Raw genomic sequence first — 15,800 nt, forward strand, 5'->3', positions numbered from 1 at the left:
ATGATGTTGTCGGCCAAAAAGTCACTGGAAAAATCGACTGGGACAGAAGAATAACCCTTGCGCGCCACCACACAGGAACACACCTGGTGATTGCAGCGGCAAGAAAAGTTCTCGGCCAGCACATCTGGCAGGCAGGTTCACAGAACGGACTTACAAGGGCACGTATTGACTTATCACATTACAAGCGTATCACACAGGAAGAGCTCAACGAAATTGAAAAGCTGGCCAACGAATACGTGATGGCAAACATCGATTTGGACATCCAGTTCCACACAAGGGACGAGGCACAGGAATTATACGGTTTCGTGCTCTACCAGGGAGGTATTGTACCTGGAAAAATGATCCGTGTCGTTAAGGTACCGGGAGTCGACGTACAGGCATGTGCAGGTACACATGTCTTAAGGACAGGTGTCGTCGGACCTATCAAGATCAACAAGACCGAAAGGGTCCAGGACGGTGTCGAGAGGATTGACTTTTCAGCAGGTCTTGCTGCAATCGATTCAATGCAGCACGACGGCGAGCTCCTTCGTGAAAGTTCAGGAATCTTCAAGGTCGAAAACGACCAGCTTCCGAAAACCTGTGACAGGTTCTTCAGCGAGTGGAAGGCTCAGAAAAATGAGATTGACCGTCTGAAATCCGAAATCGCCAGCTTGAAAATGAACTCACTTGCCGATGAATATGATGAAATCAATGGTCTCAAAGTGGTTCACCAATTGATTGAAGCTGACTTCAAGGAGCTTCAGAAGATGGCAACCGACTTTACCGACAACGGAAAGGCCGATGTCGTGGTCATGGGGAACGGCGACGGCAAGATTGTCGGTGCGGCTTCACAGGCTGCTATCGACAGCGGAATAAAAATAAATGAGATAATAAAAACTGCAGCAGGCGTTTTAGGCGGTGGCGGCGGTGGCCGTTTGACCCTTGCGCAGGGTGCAGGTAAGAATGCAGACAAGATGGATGAAGCCATCCAGACTGCAGTCGACTTAATCAAAGGATAATCATTATCCTTTTTCTATTTTTTATATTTTCTGATAAATATTATTGTTATGACAGCGGTAGCTATGACTGAAATCACGTTTGCAGTCACTGAAGGCAGGCCCAGCCCTTCCGGAGCCTGTAAAATATATCCGAATGTAATCAGGGTACACACAATAGCCGGAAGCAGCGTGACGATGTAGTGCCTTTTGTTTTGAATCAGGTATACTGTTGCCGCAAAGAGAACCGCTGTGGCAATTATCAGCTGCGCCCATGCGAAATATCTCCATATGAGGCTGAAGTCAACGAATGTCACTAAAAATGATACAATGAACAGCGGCAATGCCAGCTTGACCCTTGAAAGGAGCTTTTCCTGATTGATCTTGAGCTCGTCAGCCAATGTTATCCTTGAACTTCTAAGCGCTGTGTCTCCTGTTGTGACCGGACAGACAACGACTCCGATGATGGTCAGAATCAGACCGACAGGTCCGAGAAGCGCGGTAGCCATTTGGTTCACGCCGACGGAAGGTGTCGCTCCGTAGATTACCGCAAGCTGAGGCTGGCCGTGGAAGAACGCCATTGCGATTGCCGCCCAGATGAGTGCGGTTATTCCTTCAAGAACCATTGCTCCGAAAAACACAGGCCTTGCGTCCTTTTCTGTGGTCATGCATCTTGCAACGATAGGTGACTGTGATGCGTGGAATCCTGAAATCGCTCCGCATGCTATTGTTACAAACAGATATGGGAAGATTGATTTATCGCTGAAGTAGAGCCCTTGTGTTGTGAATTCAGGAATTGTGTATGCAGGGTTCATTAAAAGCGCACCTATCATCAGTATTGCCATGAGAAGGAACAGTGCACCAAATATTGGGTAGACCCTTCCGATGATTTTGTCGACCGGGAAGAGTGTGGCTATTAGGAAGTAAATGAATATCGCCACAAGCCAGATGAATGTAGGGACGCCTGTGAGGTTTGCAAGCAGATCGGCGGAACCTGTTGCGAATGTGGCCGCAACGAGAATACCTGTAATCACGATGATGAATGCAACCATCTTCTGGACTGTTGTTCCCAGATACTTTGAGATGATTTCAGGCATTGTTAACCCGTCGCCCCTGAGGGACAGGAATCCTGAAAAAAAGTCATGGACCGCTCCGATGAAGATTGTACCCAACACAATCCATAAAAATGCCGCAGGACCGAAGAGGGCTCCCTGTATGGCGCCGAAGATTGGCCCCAAACCTGCAATGTTCAGGAAATGAACCAGATAGAGTTTCCATCTCGGCATCGGGATGTAGTCCACTCCGTCCTCAAGCCTGTGGACTGGTGTCTCGACGCTTTCGTCGACACCGGATATCCTCTCGATGGCCTTTCCGTAGATGAAGTATGATGCGATAAGTGCACAAGCGCAAATCAGAAAACTATACATGTGAATAAATTTTATCTTTAAAACTATTTAAATTATTAAATCAAATGTATATCTGTAATTGGGATTTAAAGAATTGAGGTATCAAAATTAATTGGGATGTTTAAATGAATCATGACGTAATTATTGCAAGATACGGAGAAATAGGACTCAAGAGTCCAAAGATAAGGTCACGCTTTGAAAGGAAACTGGTAAAAAACATTAAGGCCACATTCGAATGTGAAGTCGAAAGGAACCAGGGAAGGATTTACATCTTCCCGGAGGATTTCGATGAGGGAATCGAGAAGCTGAACAGGGTGTTCGGCGTCGTCTCATACTCCCCGGCCACATCAACAAGCTCAAGCTATGAAGACATCGACGAGGTCCTCGCACGCTACACCAGGGACCTGATTGGCGAAGGCGTGCTTGACGAGAACACAAAGTTCGCAATCAAGTGCCGCCGCGTCGGAACACATGACTTCACCTCACAGGAGATGGCCGCCCACTGCGGAGGCGTCGTAAGGGATGTCATTCCCGCCCCGGTCGACCTGTCAAATCCGGACCTGACAATCTTCGTTGAAATCAGGGAAGACAAGGCCTTCTTTTTCCATGAGAAAATCAGGGGTCCGGGAGGACTGCCGTTGGGAACACAGGGAAAGGTTGTCGTTCTTCTGTCAAGCGGAATAGACTCTCCAGTAGCGGCATATCTCATGATGAAGAGGGGATGCGAAGTCATTGCTCTTCACTGCAACAACGATCCGTTTTCAGGACCTAAGGTGACTGAAAACTTCAACCTGCTTGTGGACCAGCTCAACATCTACGCCTCAGGATCTCCAATAAGGAGGAGGGTCATGGACTACGGCGAGTACCTGCAGGCGGCCAAGGAAAGGGCTCCTGAAAAGATGACCTGCGTTCTGTGCAAATCAGGAATGTACCGCATAGCCGAAAAGCTTGCGCAGAAGCTTGGAGCGGACGCAATCGTCGACGGAAGCAGCGTCGGGCAGGTGGCGTCACAGACCATGTCAAACATTCTCGCCACTAGATACGGCGTGGACATGCCTATCCTGTCCCCATTAATCGGGCTCGACAAGGAGGAGATCACTGCCATCGCAAAGGAAATAGGAACATTCGAAATATCCAAAATCGATGACGGAGGATGCAGTGCGGTTCCGAGATATCCTGAAACACGTGCCGATTTGGAGCGCGTAAAAGAGGCATGCGAAGCCATGAACCAGGATGCCGAAATCGAAAAGGCGTTCGAAAAAATCAGAAAGCTTGATTAAGTTTTCTCTTAACTTTTTTTTTAAGTTTAAATATGATGAACAATTTAAATTATTGTATAGTCCCGTAGGGTAGCGGCAATCCTTTTGGGCCCTGGACCCAAAGACAGCGGTTCGACCCCGCTCGGGACTACTCTATTATCTTATTTTTTAAAGGAAATTAATTGTCCTGCTGAAAATTGAAATGAAAAATTAACTTCCTAGCCGGCTCATGATAACAATAATTAAATACTATCCAAATCAAAAATAATAAATGTCTAGTAAATAACAATTTACTAATCGAGGTATTTAAAATGAAAACTACAGTTAGTGTAATTAAAGCTGATATTGGAAGTGTGTCCGGACACTGTGTCGCACACCCAGAATTAATGGATATTTGTGACGAAGTTTTAAACGAAGCTTTAGAAACAGGTATCATAAAAGATTACTATATCTCTCGTTGTGGTGACGACATTGACTTAATCATGACCCACGACAAAGGAGAAGAAAACGAAGAAGTGCACAAAACTGCATATACCGCATTCATGAAAGCTACCGAAAGGGCACGTGAATTGAAATTATACGGTGCAGGTCAAGACTTGTTATCCGATACTTTCTCCGGAAACATCAAAGGTATGGGTCCTGGTGTTGCAGAAATCGAATTTGAAGAAAGGCCATCCGATCCTGTTCTCATCTTCTGCTGTGACAAAACCGAACCTGGTGCATTCAACTTGCCAGTATTCAGAATCTTTGCAGACCCATTCAACACTGCAGGATTAGTTATCGACCCATCATTACACGATGGATTCAAATTTGAAGTATTCGACGTAATCGAACACAGAAAAGTTATCTTAAACTGTCCTGAAGAAATGTACGACTTGCTCGCATTAATCGGTTCCACCGGAAGATACGTAATCAAAAGAGTATGGAAGAAAAACGGTGAAATCGCAGCTGCAATAAGTACCGAAAGATTAAACTTAATGGCTGGAGAATACGTCGGTAAAGACGACCCAGTATGTATCGTAAGAGCACAATCTGGTTTCCCTGCTAACGGTGAATGTGTCGATCCATTTGCATTCCCACACATGGTAAGCGGATGGATGAGAGGATCACACAACGGTCCAATGATGCCAGTTTCAGAAGCTGAAGCAAACCCAATCAGATTCGACGGACCACCTAGAGTAGTAGGATTAGGTTTCCAAGTAGCTAACGGTGAATTAATCGGTCCTGTAGACTTATTCGATGACCCTGCATTCGACCCAACCCGTGAACAGGCTGCTAAAATCGCAACTTACATCAGAAGACACGGTCCATTCGAACCTCACAGATTGCCGTCTGAAGAAATGGAATACACTTCACTTCCTGGTGTAATGGAAAAATTAGAATCCAGATTCGAAGACATGGATTAAACAAGAGATTTCTTATCTCTTCTTTTTTTTATTTTATATATCTTTCCAGATATTCGTCAATTTCTTTTTTCATTTTCACATTAAGGCATACATCAAAACCGTGTATGTTGGCTTAATGATGATTATCTGTTCTTTTTTTAGTTCTGTTATTGCTTTTTTAATCTTTTTACAAGGGGTTGTTGGATTTCGTTTGCAAACAAATGAGATAGGGGTATGCCGGGAATTATAATATCTTTTTTTGTGTAATGTGTAGATTATCCTGAGTTTTGTTTCGAACATCTCTTCATTTTTCGCCATAATATATTATAAGTATTACTATCATATATATTTTTATTACTAATTGTACATATAATTTACAAATAATAAAATTTATAAACTATAAAATGTACATATATTGTGTAGGTGAAACATAATGTTCGAAGAATTATTTGGAAACTGCCCACAATCAAAAGTATTGGATTTCTTCTTTAGCGCTCCGGTGGATGAATATACCAAACAGCAAATCGCCGTCGGTTCAGGGATTTCAAGGGTTACGCTGGACAAATTCATCAGCAAGTTCATTGAAAATGAAATAATTCTGTATCAAAATTCAAGATATATTTTAAATACAAAATCCGAGTTTATCAGAAAATTGCACATAGCGCAAGAGGAATTCATCAAGTTTCACTTCAATAAACAATTGGAAGAAGGAATTGAGGAATCTGAAGATGTGTCTGATGAAGAACTTCAAGAGTTTCTTGACACAATTCCGGACGAGTTGGATTTTGATGGATTAGAAAGGGAAATAGGATTCAAGGAGAAAATTCTTGTCAACAAAAGGGAATATGAAAACTTAAAAGACTATTTTTTATCATTTTCAAATAAGGAGATGGGCCCTGCCGATTTTTCAGCTACGGATAATAAAAAATGGTACATGATGGAGATGATGGAATGACTGATAAAAACGTAGATATCAAATCAAAAATCAACATTGGTGATAATTCCAAAGTTGTTTATGCCTCCTCCTTTGGGGTTGGAGGAAATAACGAAGAGCTCAGACTGCTTGTAATAAACAATAAGCTAGTAAACAATGGAGATGAAGTGGAATTAATCAATGAATCTGATCTGCAGATTGTTATGAATTACAGCACTGCCGTAAAATTGAACAAGCTTCTGAATAAATACATTAGCCTGAATAAATAATTCTGCAATTACAGTTTGTGTGCGGTTATTAGTGTGAAACTGCTGGAATTAATCGTAATTATGCATCCGTCAGCTTCAACGTAATAGTTCTTGCCTTCTTTTCTAACTGAGGAGCTGTCCTGCTTAAGCTTTGAAATGCAATAGCTGACTGGTTCCTCATCGATTCCCAAATTTCTCACAATTCTTTCAGCGCCCATTTCGGTCGTATGGATCTTTTCAACGTTTTCCAAAAGAGTTTTCCTGTGCATCTTGACACCTGTTTTTCGCATCTTGACCAAGTCTACAATTAGTTATTTATATGCCGCAAACCTATTAAAGTATATGTCATTTTTAAAATTCATTCTTAAAAACCCATTCAGGAGAAAGAACAGTGCGATACTGGCCATTGTAGGGATTGCAATAGGCATTGTAGTCATTGTCGCTCTTGGTGGAATTACCGAAGGCTTGATAAATAGCTTTGAGGATACCATACATGCGGGAGGTGCCGATTTTTCAATTTCAGGCAAGGAAACAGGGGACTCTGCATACGGGACAAATACGATTGACGCATCATGGACGGACAGGATTGCCAATGTAAGCGGAGTGGACCAGGCATATCCAATTTATGTTGTGCTGACATCGGTCGGAGACGATTATCTCAATACCCTGATAGGAATCGACCCCAACGGAGCAAGCCTGGCGGACATATCAATGAAGGAAGGAAGAATATTCCGGGACGATGCCGACGAGGTCATACTCGGGGAAATCTATGCCGAAGAGTACAACTACACTGTAGGGGATGCAATCGAGGTCGACCATGAGGAATTCGAGGTTGTCGGAATCTATCAGACAGGCGACCAGAACATGGCCGGAGGAGTCTTCACATCAATTTCCAAAGTGGGGGAGCTGATGGACGATGAGGATTCCATTTCAAATATTTATGTCAAGGTGGACAAGGGCGCCGACGCCCAGGAAGTGGCGGACAGAATCGACGCCAAATACGGCGACAACATCACAACAGTCACATCAGTCATGGAACTGGACCAGATGGCAAGCATGCTGGACATGCTTCAGGCATCCACATGGGCAATTTCCCTTCTGGCCATTGTAGTCGGAGGATTGGGAATCATCAACACCATGCTCATGTCAGTGTTTGAAAGGACACGCGAAATCGGAGTGCTTAAGGCAGTCGGATGGTCAAACGCCAGAATCCTTCTGATGATTGTCGGAGAGTCATTGGTCATTACCATCGTATCAGCAATCATCGGTTCGGTCATCGGCGTTGCCGGATGCATGGCTCTTGCATCCAATATAGGATTTGACCCTCTCTTCACTCCGAAGATATTCATTCAGGCATTTGTCATAGCGATCATAGTGGGTATTGTAGGAGGAATATATCCTGCAATCAAGGCGATAAGGCTGCCTCCGACAGAGGCATTGAGGTATGAGTGAGGTGATTTGATGATTGTTGAGATAAAAGACCTATACAAAAGCTATGAGAATGGAAAAATCAAGGCGTTGAACGGGATAAACCTCACTATTGAAGAGGGGGAATTCGTGTCAATCATCGGACCGTCAGGTTCCGGAAAGTCAACACTTTTAAACATGCTCGGCGCATTGGACGTGCCGGATTCAGGTTCAATAACAGTTGCAGGTGAGGATTTGGCCTCAAGCAAAAGGCTCAATGAATTCAGGGCCACAAGTATCGGATTCGTTTTCCAGCTGCACAATCTCATTCCAAACATTTCCGTGCGTGAAAACATTGAAATTCCGATGTACACTCAGGGAATGTCTTCCGGTGAGATGAAAGCCAAGGCATTGAAGCTTCTGGATGATGTGGGACTCAGGGACAAGGCTGACATCATGCCCAATAAGCTGTCCGGCGGTGAGCGCCAGAGGGTTGCAATCGCACGCGCCCTTGCAAACGACCCGTCAATAATATTGGCTGATGAGCCGACAGGATCACTGGATTCGAAGACAAGTACCAGAATACTTCGCCAGCTAATCGATTTGCACGAACATAAAAATGTAACATTGATAATTGTTACTCATGATATGGATGTGGCCAAACTCGCAGACAGAACTATTGAAGTTTTGGACGGTGAAATCATATCTGCAGGTGACGAGTCATTGATAAATAGTAAAATTGATCTCTGATTTCAATTTTACTTCTATTTTTTTTTTAGAATATGTTATGTTTCCAATAGCATTTGAATTATTGTTTACTTATTATCTATTTTAAAACGGTTTTTGTAATTTATGATTGTATTGTTATTTTGAAATTTGATATGTAGTAATTTTATTTTTTTCAGATAACTTTATATTATCTGAAAATATAATATTAATTAAATAAAATTAAAGAGGTCTGAATATTATGGATAATATAATTGCAACAACAACATTGTATAAAAATTATCAGTTAGCTATCCCTAAAGCTATACGTAATAAACTCACAGATTTAACTATAGAAGACACAATCATTGATTGGTCTATTAATGAAAATAATGAAATCGTAATCAAACCAAGAAAAAAAGTAAGTCTGGATGATGTATTGGGCATTATTGAAGATGATGATCCAAGAGATGCCGTTGAACTAAAAAGGAGTTTATACAAATGAAAAAAATTTTATTGGACTCATCATTCATCATTGCAATATTTAGAAAAAATGACCCTCTACATCAAAGAGCAATAGAAAACAAAGAAGTTCTAGATAATGATTGTTACATATCAAATGGAATTATATCTGAAGTAATGACAATACTTGGTCAAAAAACAAAGGATATTTCATTAGTTAGGCTGGCATATAACTATATGAAAGATAATTTCACAATCATCAACGAATCAGATATTAACATGTACAATGATAATGTATTTGCAATCTTTGAAAAATACAATAAAAACAAATTCAAATTAGGATTTATAGACTGTTCAGAAGTTGTAATATATGAATATTATAACTTAGATTATGTTGCAAGCTTTGATGGTGAATTCAAACTATTTGATGAAATTAACTTACTTGACTTAAAATAAGAAAAAATTTAATTTTTTGTTCAAAAATTTTATAATGTTCTCTTTTTAAAACATTAATTAATTGAGTATGAATCTTTCGATGATTTTTCTCTAAAGTTAGGATGGAGAGATTATGAAAAAAACAAAAGTAATATGCAGCATAGGTCCGGCATCCGACTCTGTTGATGTTATGGCCGAAATGGTCAACGGAGGAATGGACTGTGCACGTATCAATCTCAGCCATGCAACAAGGGAAGACATTTTTAAAACAATCGATGTCGTTCGTGAAGTTAGAAGAATCTGCAACAAGCCTGTAGCCATTCTCTATGATACCAAGGGACCGGAATTCAGAACACTGGAATTCAAGGATGGTGGAGTAACCCTTGATGAGGGAGAAAGCATCCGCATGAGCAAGACCTGCACTGTAGGCAATGAAAAGGAATTCGGAGTCAACCACAGCGAAGCAATTAACTTCATTAATGTGGGGGACAGGGTTCTATTGGACAATGCATTATATGAACTTGAAGTCATCGCGAAAAGTGATGATGCCGTTGAGCTGAAGGCATTGGGCAGGGTCAAGATCCAGGACCACAAGACAGTCAATGTTCCGGGGGTTGACTTGAAACTGGATTTCATTAGTGATGCGGATAAAAGCGACATTGCATTTGCAGCACGTCATTCATGCGATTATCTTGCATTGTCATTTGTCAATACAAAAGAGGATGTCCTTGCAGCCCGCAAAATCATTGAAGATGCAGAGGGTGATGCATGCATCATTTCAAAGATAGAAAGCCGCATGGGCATTGAAAACATCGATGAAATAATTGAAGTGTCCGATGGAATCATGGTTGCCCGTGGGGATTTGGGGGTTGAAGTTCCACTTGAAGAGCTGCCGATGCTTCAAAAGGACATCATCAGAAAATGCCGTGAAAAGGGCAAGTTTGCAATTGTTGCAACAGAAATGCTGGCTTCAATGTATGAAAATCCAAGACCGTCAAGGGCGGAGGTTTCAGATGTTGCAAATGCCGTGCTTGACGGAACCGACTGCGTGATGCTTTCCGGTGAAACCACCGTCGGCAAATATCCGGTAGCCGCTACTGAAATCATGAGCAGAATCTGCAAATATGTCGAATCGACAATAGACTATACAAAGCATGTCGCATACAAGGGGACAATTGAAAACAGCGACACTATCGCCAAACTTGTTGTCGATGCGGTTGAATACTCTGATATCAAACTGATTGTCACACCAACCATGACAGGTTTTACCGCAAGTAAAATCAGCAATCTAAGGCCTAATTCCATAATTCTGGCATGCTGTCCGTCCAGCCACATTGCAGAAAAGGTAGTCCTGAACTTCGGTGTCAAGCCCGTGATAACTGAAATATTCAAAGACACAGATGAGATGGTTGAAAGCGCAAGGAAAATAGCCAAGAAGGAATTCAATCTCGATGAGGGGGATTTGATATTAATCACGGGAGGATTTCCGTTGGGCGAATCAAGAACAACCAATTATTTGAGGATTCTGGAAGTGTAATGCAACGTTTACTTCAGGGGCCGTTCCTGTGGATGTAATGGTTTGGATTGTAAGTTCAAAATCTCATCATGCGGTGTAAATTTCATATTTTTCAACGTATCTTTGAAGAAATAAGATACGTTAAAAACCTTATTTTTCTTTAAAAATTATTTTCTCTTTGCAATATTGCTTTTACTTTGAAAAATTTACTTTATTTGCAACAAAAACTTTTTAAAAGTTGTAATATAAACTAATATTTGATAATATTTTATCAAATTTAAAATGAGGTGTATTATGACTGAAGAAATTCAACTACCACGACCTAATAGAGGTCGTGGATTGTGAGTTTATTCTCGCAATCCACTGGTTGAATAGCCTAAGATATTAAATTATCTACGTTATCGGAAAATATTTTATAGGTACCTATGGATGTTTAAGCCTAGTCTGTAGCTCTACGGTGGGTGATTAAACAGGTTCTGAGATGGTAGGAACAGTGTTGCCCATATATAAACTTTCGAATAACATTGGCGAAGGCTTCGAATTTAACCTAGGAATAGGGGGTAAACTAAATTACATTAGTTTATGTACTAAACAAAGATAAGAAACCGTTAATGCCTTGTAAACCTGCAAAGGCAAGAAAATTGCTAAAGAGTAAAAAAGCAAAAGTGATAAGTAGAAAACCTTTTACAATTCAGTTGTTATACTGGTCCACTGGTTATAAACAGGATATTAGTTTAGGTGTTGATGCTGGAAGCAAATTTGTGGGGTTATCTGCAACAACAGCCAACAGAGAATTATACGCTTCAACAGTTGAACTTAGAAACGATGTGTCTAAAAACATAGCTTCCAGAACTCAAAATAGGAAAGGTAGGAGGTCTAGAAAGACAAGATATAGGCCTGCACGTTTCAACAACCGCAGAAAAGGAGAAGGTTGGATTGCACCATCCGTAAGGCATAAAATCGATTCCCACATACAAGTAATCGAGAATGTTTATAAAATACTGCCTGTTAGCAAACTGGTGGTTGAGGTTGCTAGTTTTGATATTCAAAAAATTAAAAATCCAGACATCTCTGGTAAGCAGTATCAGGAAGGTGAACAGGCTGGCTTTTGGAATACTCGTGAATATGTCCTGCATCGTGATGAACATACCTGTCAGCACTGCAAAGGCAAAACAGGTGATCGAGTTTTAAATGTTCATCATATTGAATCCAGGAAAACTGGCGGAGATAACCCAGACAACCTAATAACACTATGCAAAACCTGTCACGATAATCTTCATAAAAACGAAATAAAATTAAACCATAAAAGAAAAAGATCATATAAAAATGAGACTTTCATGGGAATCATGAGATGGAAATTATATGACATATTAAAAGAAAGATATGATAATCTTAGTTTGACTTTTGGATACATTACTAAGAGCACTCGCATTAAATATGGACTTAGTAAGGAGCATTATATTGATGCTCGATGCATTAGTGGTAATCCCCAGGCCAAACCATTAGGATATTATTTTTATCAAAAGAAAGTGAGGCGCCATAACCGTCAAATTCACAAATCCAAACCCTCAAAAGGAGGTATTCGCAAACTAAACCAAGCGCCATATCGTGTCAAAGGATTTCGACTATTTGACAATGTATCATTTGAAAAACAAGAATGCTTCATCTTTGGAAGAAGAACAAGTGGTTATTTTGATTTACGAACACTTGACGGCACAAAAATCCATGCCTCAGCAAATTACAAGAAATTAAAATTATTAGAACCAAGAAAAGGTTACTTAACAGAAAGGAGGATGGCAATTCCATCCTCGACCTAAAGAGGTCGAGGTATCCTTGCCAAATTAAAGATGAAATACAAAGAACTCTGCTGTATATTGGTGATGAAGGTGAAGTGTCAATGGATGTAATTGTCGATCCTGAACGGGAAACATTTTGGACAACTCAAAAAACCATGGCTGAAGTGTTTAATGTTTCCAAATCTACAATCAGTGAACATCTTAAACATATTTTTGATGAAGGGGAATTGGTGAAAAATTCAACTGTTCGGAAAATCCGAACACTTCAAATTGAAGGAAATCGTGAAGTAAAAAGGAACACCACATTCTATAATTTGGATGCTGTTATCTCAGTGGGTTACCGAGTAAACTCTAAAAATGCAACACACTTTAGAATATGGGCTACAAAACAATTAAAAGAATTGATAATCAAGGGATTCGTATTGGATGATGAATTGTTGAAAAACGGTTCAAGATTTGGAGTTGACTATTTCAGTCAATTGCTTGAAAGGGTCCGGGACATCAGGTCATCTGAGCGAAGATTCAATCAAAAGATTACGGATATCTATGCAACAAGCTTTGATTACAACAAAGATGCTCAAGTGACTCAAGAATTCTTTGCAACAGTTCAAAACAAATTACTGTATGCAGTCAGTGGCCATACTGCGGCCGAAATTATCGCGGAGAGAAGTGACAGCGAGAAAATCATATGGGTTTGACAAACTGGAGCAATCCCAACGGCAAAATCATTTTAAGTGATGTTGTAATCTCTAAGAATTATCTTAATGAAAAAGAGCTGAAACGCTTGAATTCATTGGTTGACGGTTTTTTAACCCTTGCTGAGTCAAGAGCTTTAAATGAAGTTCCAATGTCTATGAATGACTGGAAAGAGGTTTTGGATGATTATATCAATTTGAATCTATTGCCAATTTTGGAGGGTAAAGGTAAAATCTCATCTGAGGATGCTCAAAAAATCGTAAAAGAGGAATATGAGAAATTCAAAGTCATTCAAGATAGGGATTATCAGTCCGATTTTGATAAGCTAATCATTGACATTAAACGGATTGAGGGTGTTAATTAGATGATTCCATGAATCATCCTCAATGCATCAAGCAGGCCATGACTGTATTCGATACAGCCGAACGCAGTCCTCATGTCTCCTTTTTCAAGATAATATTTTGAATCGTTCCAGTAGTCAACGGCACGGTCATAAACCTCCTTTTCCTTGCCGACAAACTCTATATGGGCTACCTGATTCAGGTTTCTTTCAAGTTTTGCAATGTCCTTCGCTATCTTTTCGGGACTTTCCAAATCACTCATTTCAACTGCCTCCAAACGTATACGACTCTTTGGGCAACGGTAAAGTAGGACAAGACCACTAAAATGTAAATGATATATGTGAAGTAGACGTCACCTGCATAGTGTCCGATGATCGCTCCAACCATCAATATGATCATGCGCACGGCCCTCTCGGCTATTCCTATATTGCATTCGGCACCCTGGGACTCCGCCCTTGCACGGACATAGCTGACGGTAATCGCCGAGTGGATTGCCAGGATACCGACAAACCAGTCGCAGTACCCTCCGAATATTATTCCGATGTAGATGATGGCATCGGCGAACCTGTCCATTGTCGAATCGAGAAATGCGCCGAATTTGGATGCCCTGTTGTGGTATCTTGCCACGGCACCGTCGACAACATCAAGAAATCCTGAAAACAATATGGCAAAACAGCCCAAAAGCAGGTAATGATTTGCAAATCCGTAGGCTGCAAGCACCGCAACGAATGGTGAGATTACTGTCACTATATTAGGATTTATGTTCAGATTTCGCGCAATAGGGTTCAATATTTTTGTTAAAAGTGGTCTTAGACTTTGAAGCATAATTATATATAAAGATTTCATCTAATATAAAGGTAAATGAAAGAATATAAAACAAGCATTGACAAGGTTGATGATGACATCGTTTCAGAGGCGATAAGAGTCATGGCGGACGGTGGAGTGATACTCTACCCTACAGATACGGTCTACGGTTTGGGAGCCAACATCTTCGATAGCAAGGCCGTTCGCAGAGTCTTTGAAATAAAAAACAGAAGCTATCTGAAACCCCTTTCAATACTTGTCAGCGATGTCGCGTCAGTCGATTTGGTTGCAAAGCTGACATCTTCCCAAAGGGAAATAATCAACAATTGCCTTCCGGGTCCCTACACATTCATCCTCAACAAAAGGGACATTGTCCTGAGGGACATCACAGGAGGCCTTCGAAATGTCGGCGTCAGAGTGCCTGACTGCGAATTGGCTTGCAGATTGGCAAGCATATTCCCGATAACGACAACCAGCGCCAACCTGTCCGATGATGAGGTATTGTCAAACCCGAAGGAGATATTGGAACAGCTTGGATGTGAAGTGGACCTGGTAATAGACGCGGGGGATTTGAAATCATCGAAATCATCATCAGTAATCGACCTCACAGGCCTTGAACCGAAAGTATTGAGAAGGTAATTGAAAATTTTTATAACATATAAAAATCAATATTCTATCATGAAAGTATTGGCTAATTTTGAAGACAATCATAAGATTGCATCACACTCCTCGCTCGATGTCCTGCTGGAGGGGGGATTTGAGAAGGGCTGCGTAACCCAGATATTCGGCTCTCCAAGTTCCGGCAAAAGCAACGTCGCGTTAACGTTGGCGGTCAATGTCGCAAGGAACAACAGGAAAGTGATCTATATAGACACTGAGGGAGGAATATCAATCGACCGAATCAAGCAGATTTCAGGAGCTGACTTTTCAGATGTGGCCAATAACATAATGGTTTTGGAACCGACTGATTTTTTACAGCAAAGCGAAAACTTAAGGTCAATTGAAGTCTGGCTGAGAAAGCGCCATGAGGATGTGGATTTGATAGTTCTCGATTCCGCCGTCGCATTATACAGGGTGGATGAGATGAAGTCATACAAACTGAGCAAGGAGCTGAGAAAACAGATTCAGTTATTGTCCAATCTAGCCCGCAAATATGACATTGCAGTAATCATCACAAACCAGATTTACGCCGCTTTTGACGACGATGAAGGAAATGAGGTCCGAGCGGTGGGCGGAGACATTCTGGAATACATAAGCAAGGTGATTATCAAGCTTGAGCGCGGCGAAGAGACTGACCAGAGGATAGCCACCCTAAAACGCCACAGGAGTTTGCCTGAAGGAAGGCAAGTCACATTTTCAATAACTTCAAATGGCATAGTTTAAGATAATTTTATTAACAATTAAGAATAAATAATTAAGTTGGAATTGTTTG

The 15,800-nt window shown here is 41.0% G+C and carries 18 protein-coding genes, 1 tRNA gene and 1 pseudogene; 15 read left to right on the forward strand and 5 right to left on the reverse strand.

What is annotated here, in order from left to right; translation table 11 throughout:
• Positions 1-998 (forward strand): DHHA1 domain-containing protein (locus IJF99_RS03760; protein ID WP_292792238.1); only part of this gene is annotated, 998 nt, incomplete at its 5' end.
• A gap of 14 nt (positions 999-1,012) precedes the next feature.
• Here IJF99_RS03760 and IJF99_RS03765 read toward each other — a convergent pair.
• Positions 1,013-2,401: a carbon starvation CstA family protein gene (locus IJF99_RS03765; RefSeq protein ID WP_292792240.1), complete on the reverse strand. Its 1,389-nt coding sequence runs from the start codon at positions 2,399-2,401 to the stop codon at positions 1,013-1,015.
• A gap of 104 nt (positions 2,402-2,505) precedes the next feature.
• On the opposite strand from IJF99_RS03765, the gene thiI reads away from it, so the two are divergent.
• From thiI to fbp, 3 genes are all read left to right on the forward strand, one after another.
• Entirely contained in the window at positions 2,506-3,660 is a 1,155-nt protein-coding gene (gene thiI, locus IJF99_RS03770; RefSeq protein ID WP_292792242.1) for a tRNA uracil 4-sulfurtransferase ThiI, read from the forward strand.
• A 58-nt stretch (positions 3,661-3,718) separates the two neighbouring features.
• Positions 3,719-3,790, forward strand: a tRNA-Gln gene (locus tag IJF99_RS03775).
• Between the two features lie 160 nt (positions 3,791-3,950).
• On the forward strand, positions 3,951-5,045 hold the full coding sequence (gene fbp, locus IJF99_RS03780) for a fructose-1,6-bisphosphate aldolase/phosphatase (protein WP_292792244.1): 1,095 nt from the start codon (positions 3,951-3,953) through the stop codon (positions 5,043-5,045).
• 75 nt (positions 5,046-5,120) lie between these two features.
• Here fbp and IJF99_RS03785 read toward each other — a convergent pair whose 3' ends face one another.
• A complete protein-coding gene (locus IJF99_RS03785) occupies positions 5,121-5,342 on the reverse strand; it encodes a hypothetical protein (protein ID WP_292792246.1) in 222 nt (73 codons plus the stop codon).
• 115 nt (positions 5,343-5,457) lie between these two features.
• Between IJF99_RS03785 and IJF99_RS03790 the strand changes: the two genes are divergently transcribed.
• Together IJF99_RS03790 and IJF99_RS03795 are read left to right on the forward strand one after the other, a co-directional pair.
• Entirely contained in the window at positions 5,458-5,979 is a 522-nt protein-coding gene (locus tag IJF99_RS03790) for a hypothetical protein (RefSeq protein ID WP_292792248.1), read from the forward strand.
• Positions 5,976-6,227, forward strand: a complete 252-nt coding sequence (locus IJF99_RS03795) for a hypothetical protein (protein ID WP_292792250.1) — start codon at positions 5,976-5,978, stop codon at positions 6,225-6,227. The genes IJF99_RS03790 and IJF99_RS03795 overlap by 4 nt, the downstream gene beginning before the upstream one ends.
• 8 nt (positions 6,228-6,235) lie before the next feature.
• Here the strand turns inward: IJF99_RS03795 and IJF99_RS03800 are convergent, their stop codons facing one another.
• Complete coding sequence (locus IJF99_RS03800; RefSeq protein WP_292792252.1) at positions 6,236-6,475, reverse strand: DUF3781 domain-containing protein; 240 nt, start codon at positions 6,473-6,475, stop codon at positions 6,236-6,238.
• 73 nt (positions 6,476-6,548) lie between these two features.
• On the opposite strand from IJF99_RS03800, the gene IJF99_RS03805 reads away from it, so the two are divergent.
• From IJF99_RS03805 to IJF99_RS03835, 7 genes and pseudogenes are all read left to right on the forward strand, one after another.
• Positions 6,549-7,658 carry an ABC transporter permease gene (locus IJF99_RS03805; RefSeq protein ID WP_292792254.1) on the forward strand — a complete coding sequence of 370 codons (1,110 nt, stop codon included), beginning with the start codon at positions 6,549-6,551 and terminating at the stop codon, positions 7,656-7,658.
• Between the two features lie 9 nt (positions 7,659-7,667).
• Positions 7,668-8,363 (forward strand): ABC transporter ATP-binding protein, encoded by a 696-nt coding sequence (locus IJF99_RS03810; protein WP_292792256.1) that lies wholly within the window; start codon positions 7,668-7,670, stop codon positions 8,361-8,363.
• A 217-nt stretch (positions 8,364-8,580) separates the two neighbouring features.
• The gene (locus tag IJF99_RS03815) at positions 8,581-8,823 is read left to right on the forward strand and encodes a hypothetical protein (protein WP_292792258.1); all 243 of its coding nucleotides are present in this window, start codon (positions 8,581-8,583) and stop codon (positions 8,821-8,823) included.
• A complete protein-coding gene (locus tag IJF99_RS03820; protein ID WP_292792261.1) occupies positions 8,820-9,236 on the forward strand; it encodes a PIN domain-containing protein in 417 nt (138 codons plus the stop codon). Before IJF99_RS03815 ends, IJF99_RS03820 begins: the two co-directional genes overlap by 4 nt.
• Positions 9,237-9,348: 112 nt before the next feature.
• Positions 9,349-10,752, forward strand: coding sequence for a pyruvate kinase (gene pyk, locus IJF99_RS03825; protein WP_292792263.1), 1,404 nt, complete (start codon positions 9,349-9,351; stop codon positions 10,750-10,752).
• A gap of 548 nt (positions 10,753-11,300) precedes the next feature.
• The gene (gene iscB / locus IJF99_RS03830; RefSeq protein ID WP_292792365.1) at positions 11,301-12,548 is read left to right on the forward strand and encodes an RNA-guided endonuclease IscB; all 1,248 of its coding nucleotides are present in this window, start codon (positions 11,301-11,303) and stop codon (positions 12,546-12,548) included.
• A 134-nt stretch (positions 12,549-12,682) separates the two neighbouring features.
• Positions 12,683-13,587: pseudogene (locus IJF99_RS03835) on the forward strand (virulence RhuM family protein).
• Here the strand turns inward: IJF99_RS03835 and IJF99_RS03840 are convergent.
• Both IJF99_RS03840 and pgsA read right to left on the reverse strand, forming a co-directional pair.
• Positions 13,584-13,826: a DUF357 domain-containing protein gene (locus tag IJF99_RS03840; protein ID WP_292792265.1), complete on the reverse strand. Its 243-nt coding sequence runs from the start codon at positions 13,824-13,826 to the stop codon at positions 13,584-13,586. The pseudogene IJF99_RS03835 and the gene IJF99_RS03840 sit on opposite strands and share 4 nt — an antisense overlap.
• On the reverse strand, positions 13,823-14,389 hold the full coding sequence (pgsA, locus tag IJF99_RS03845; RefSeq protein WP_292792267.1) for an archaetidylinositol phosphate synthase: 567 nt from the start codon (positions 14,387-14,389) through the stop codon (positions 13,823-13,825). Before pgsA ends, IJF99_RS03840 begins: the two co-directional genes overlap by 4 nt.
• A 36-nt stretch (positions 14,390-14,425) precedes the next feature.
• On the opposite strand from pgsA, the gene IJF99_RS03850 reads away from it, so the two are divergent.
• Positions 14,426-15,007, forward strand: coding sequence for an L-threonylcarbamoyladenylate synthase (locus tag IJF99_RS03850; RefSeq protein WP_292792269.1), 582 nt, complete (start codon positions 14,426-14,428; stop codon positions 15,005-15,007).
• Between the two features lie 39 nt (positions 15,008-15,046).
• Positions 15,047-15,751, forward strand: coding sequence for a DNA repair and recombination protein RadB (gene radB, locus IJF99_RS03855; RefSeq protein ID WP_292792271.1), 705 nt, complete (start codon positions 15,047-15,049; stop codon positions 15,749-15,751).
• The last annotated feature ends 49 nt before the right edge of the window (positions 15,752-15,800 follow it).

The organism is Methanobrevibacter sp. (genome assembly GCF_017406825.1).
Classification (GTDB): Archaea; Methanobacteriota; Methanobacteria; order Methanobacteriales; family Methanobacteriaceae; genus Methanocatella.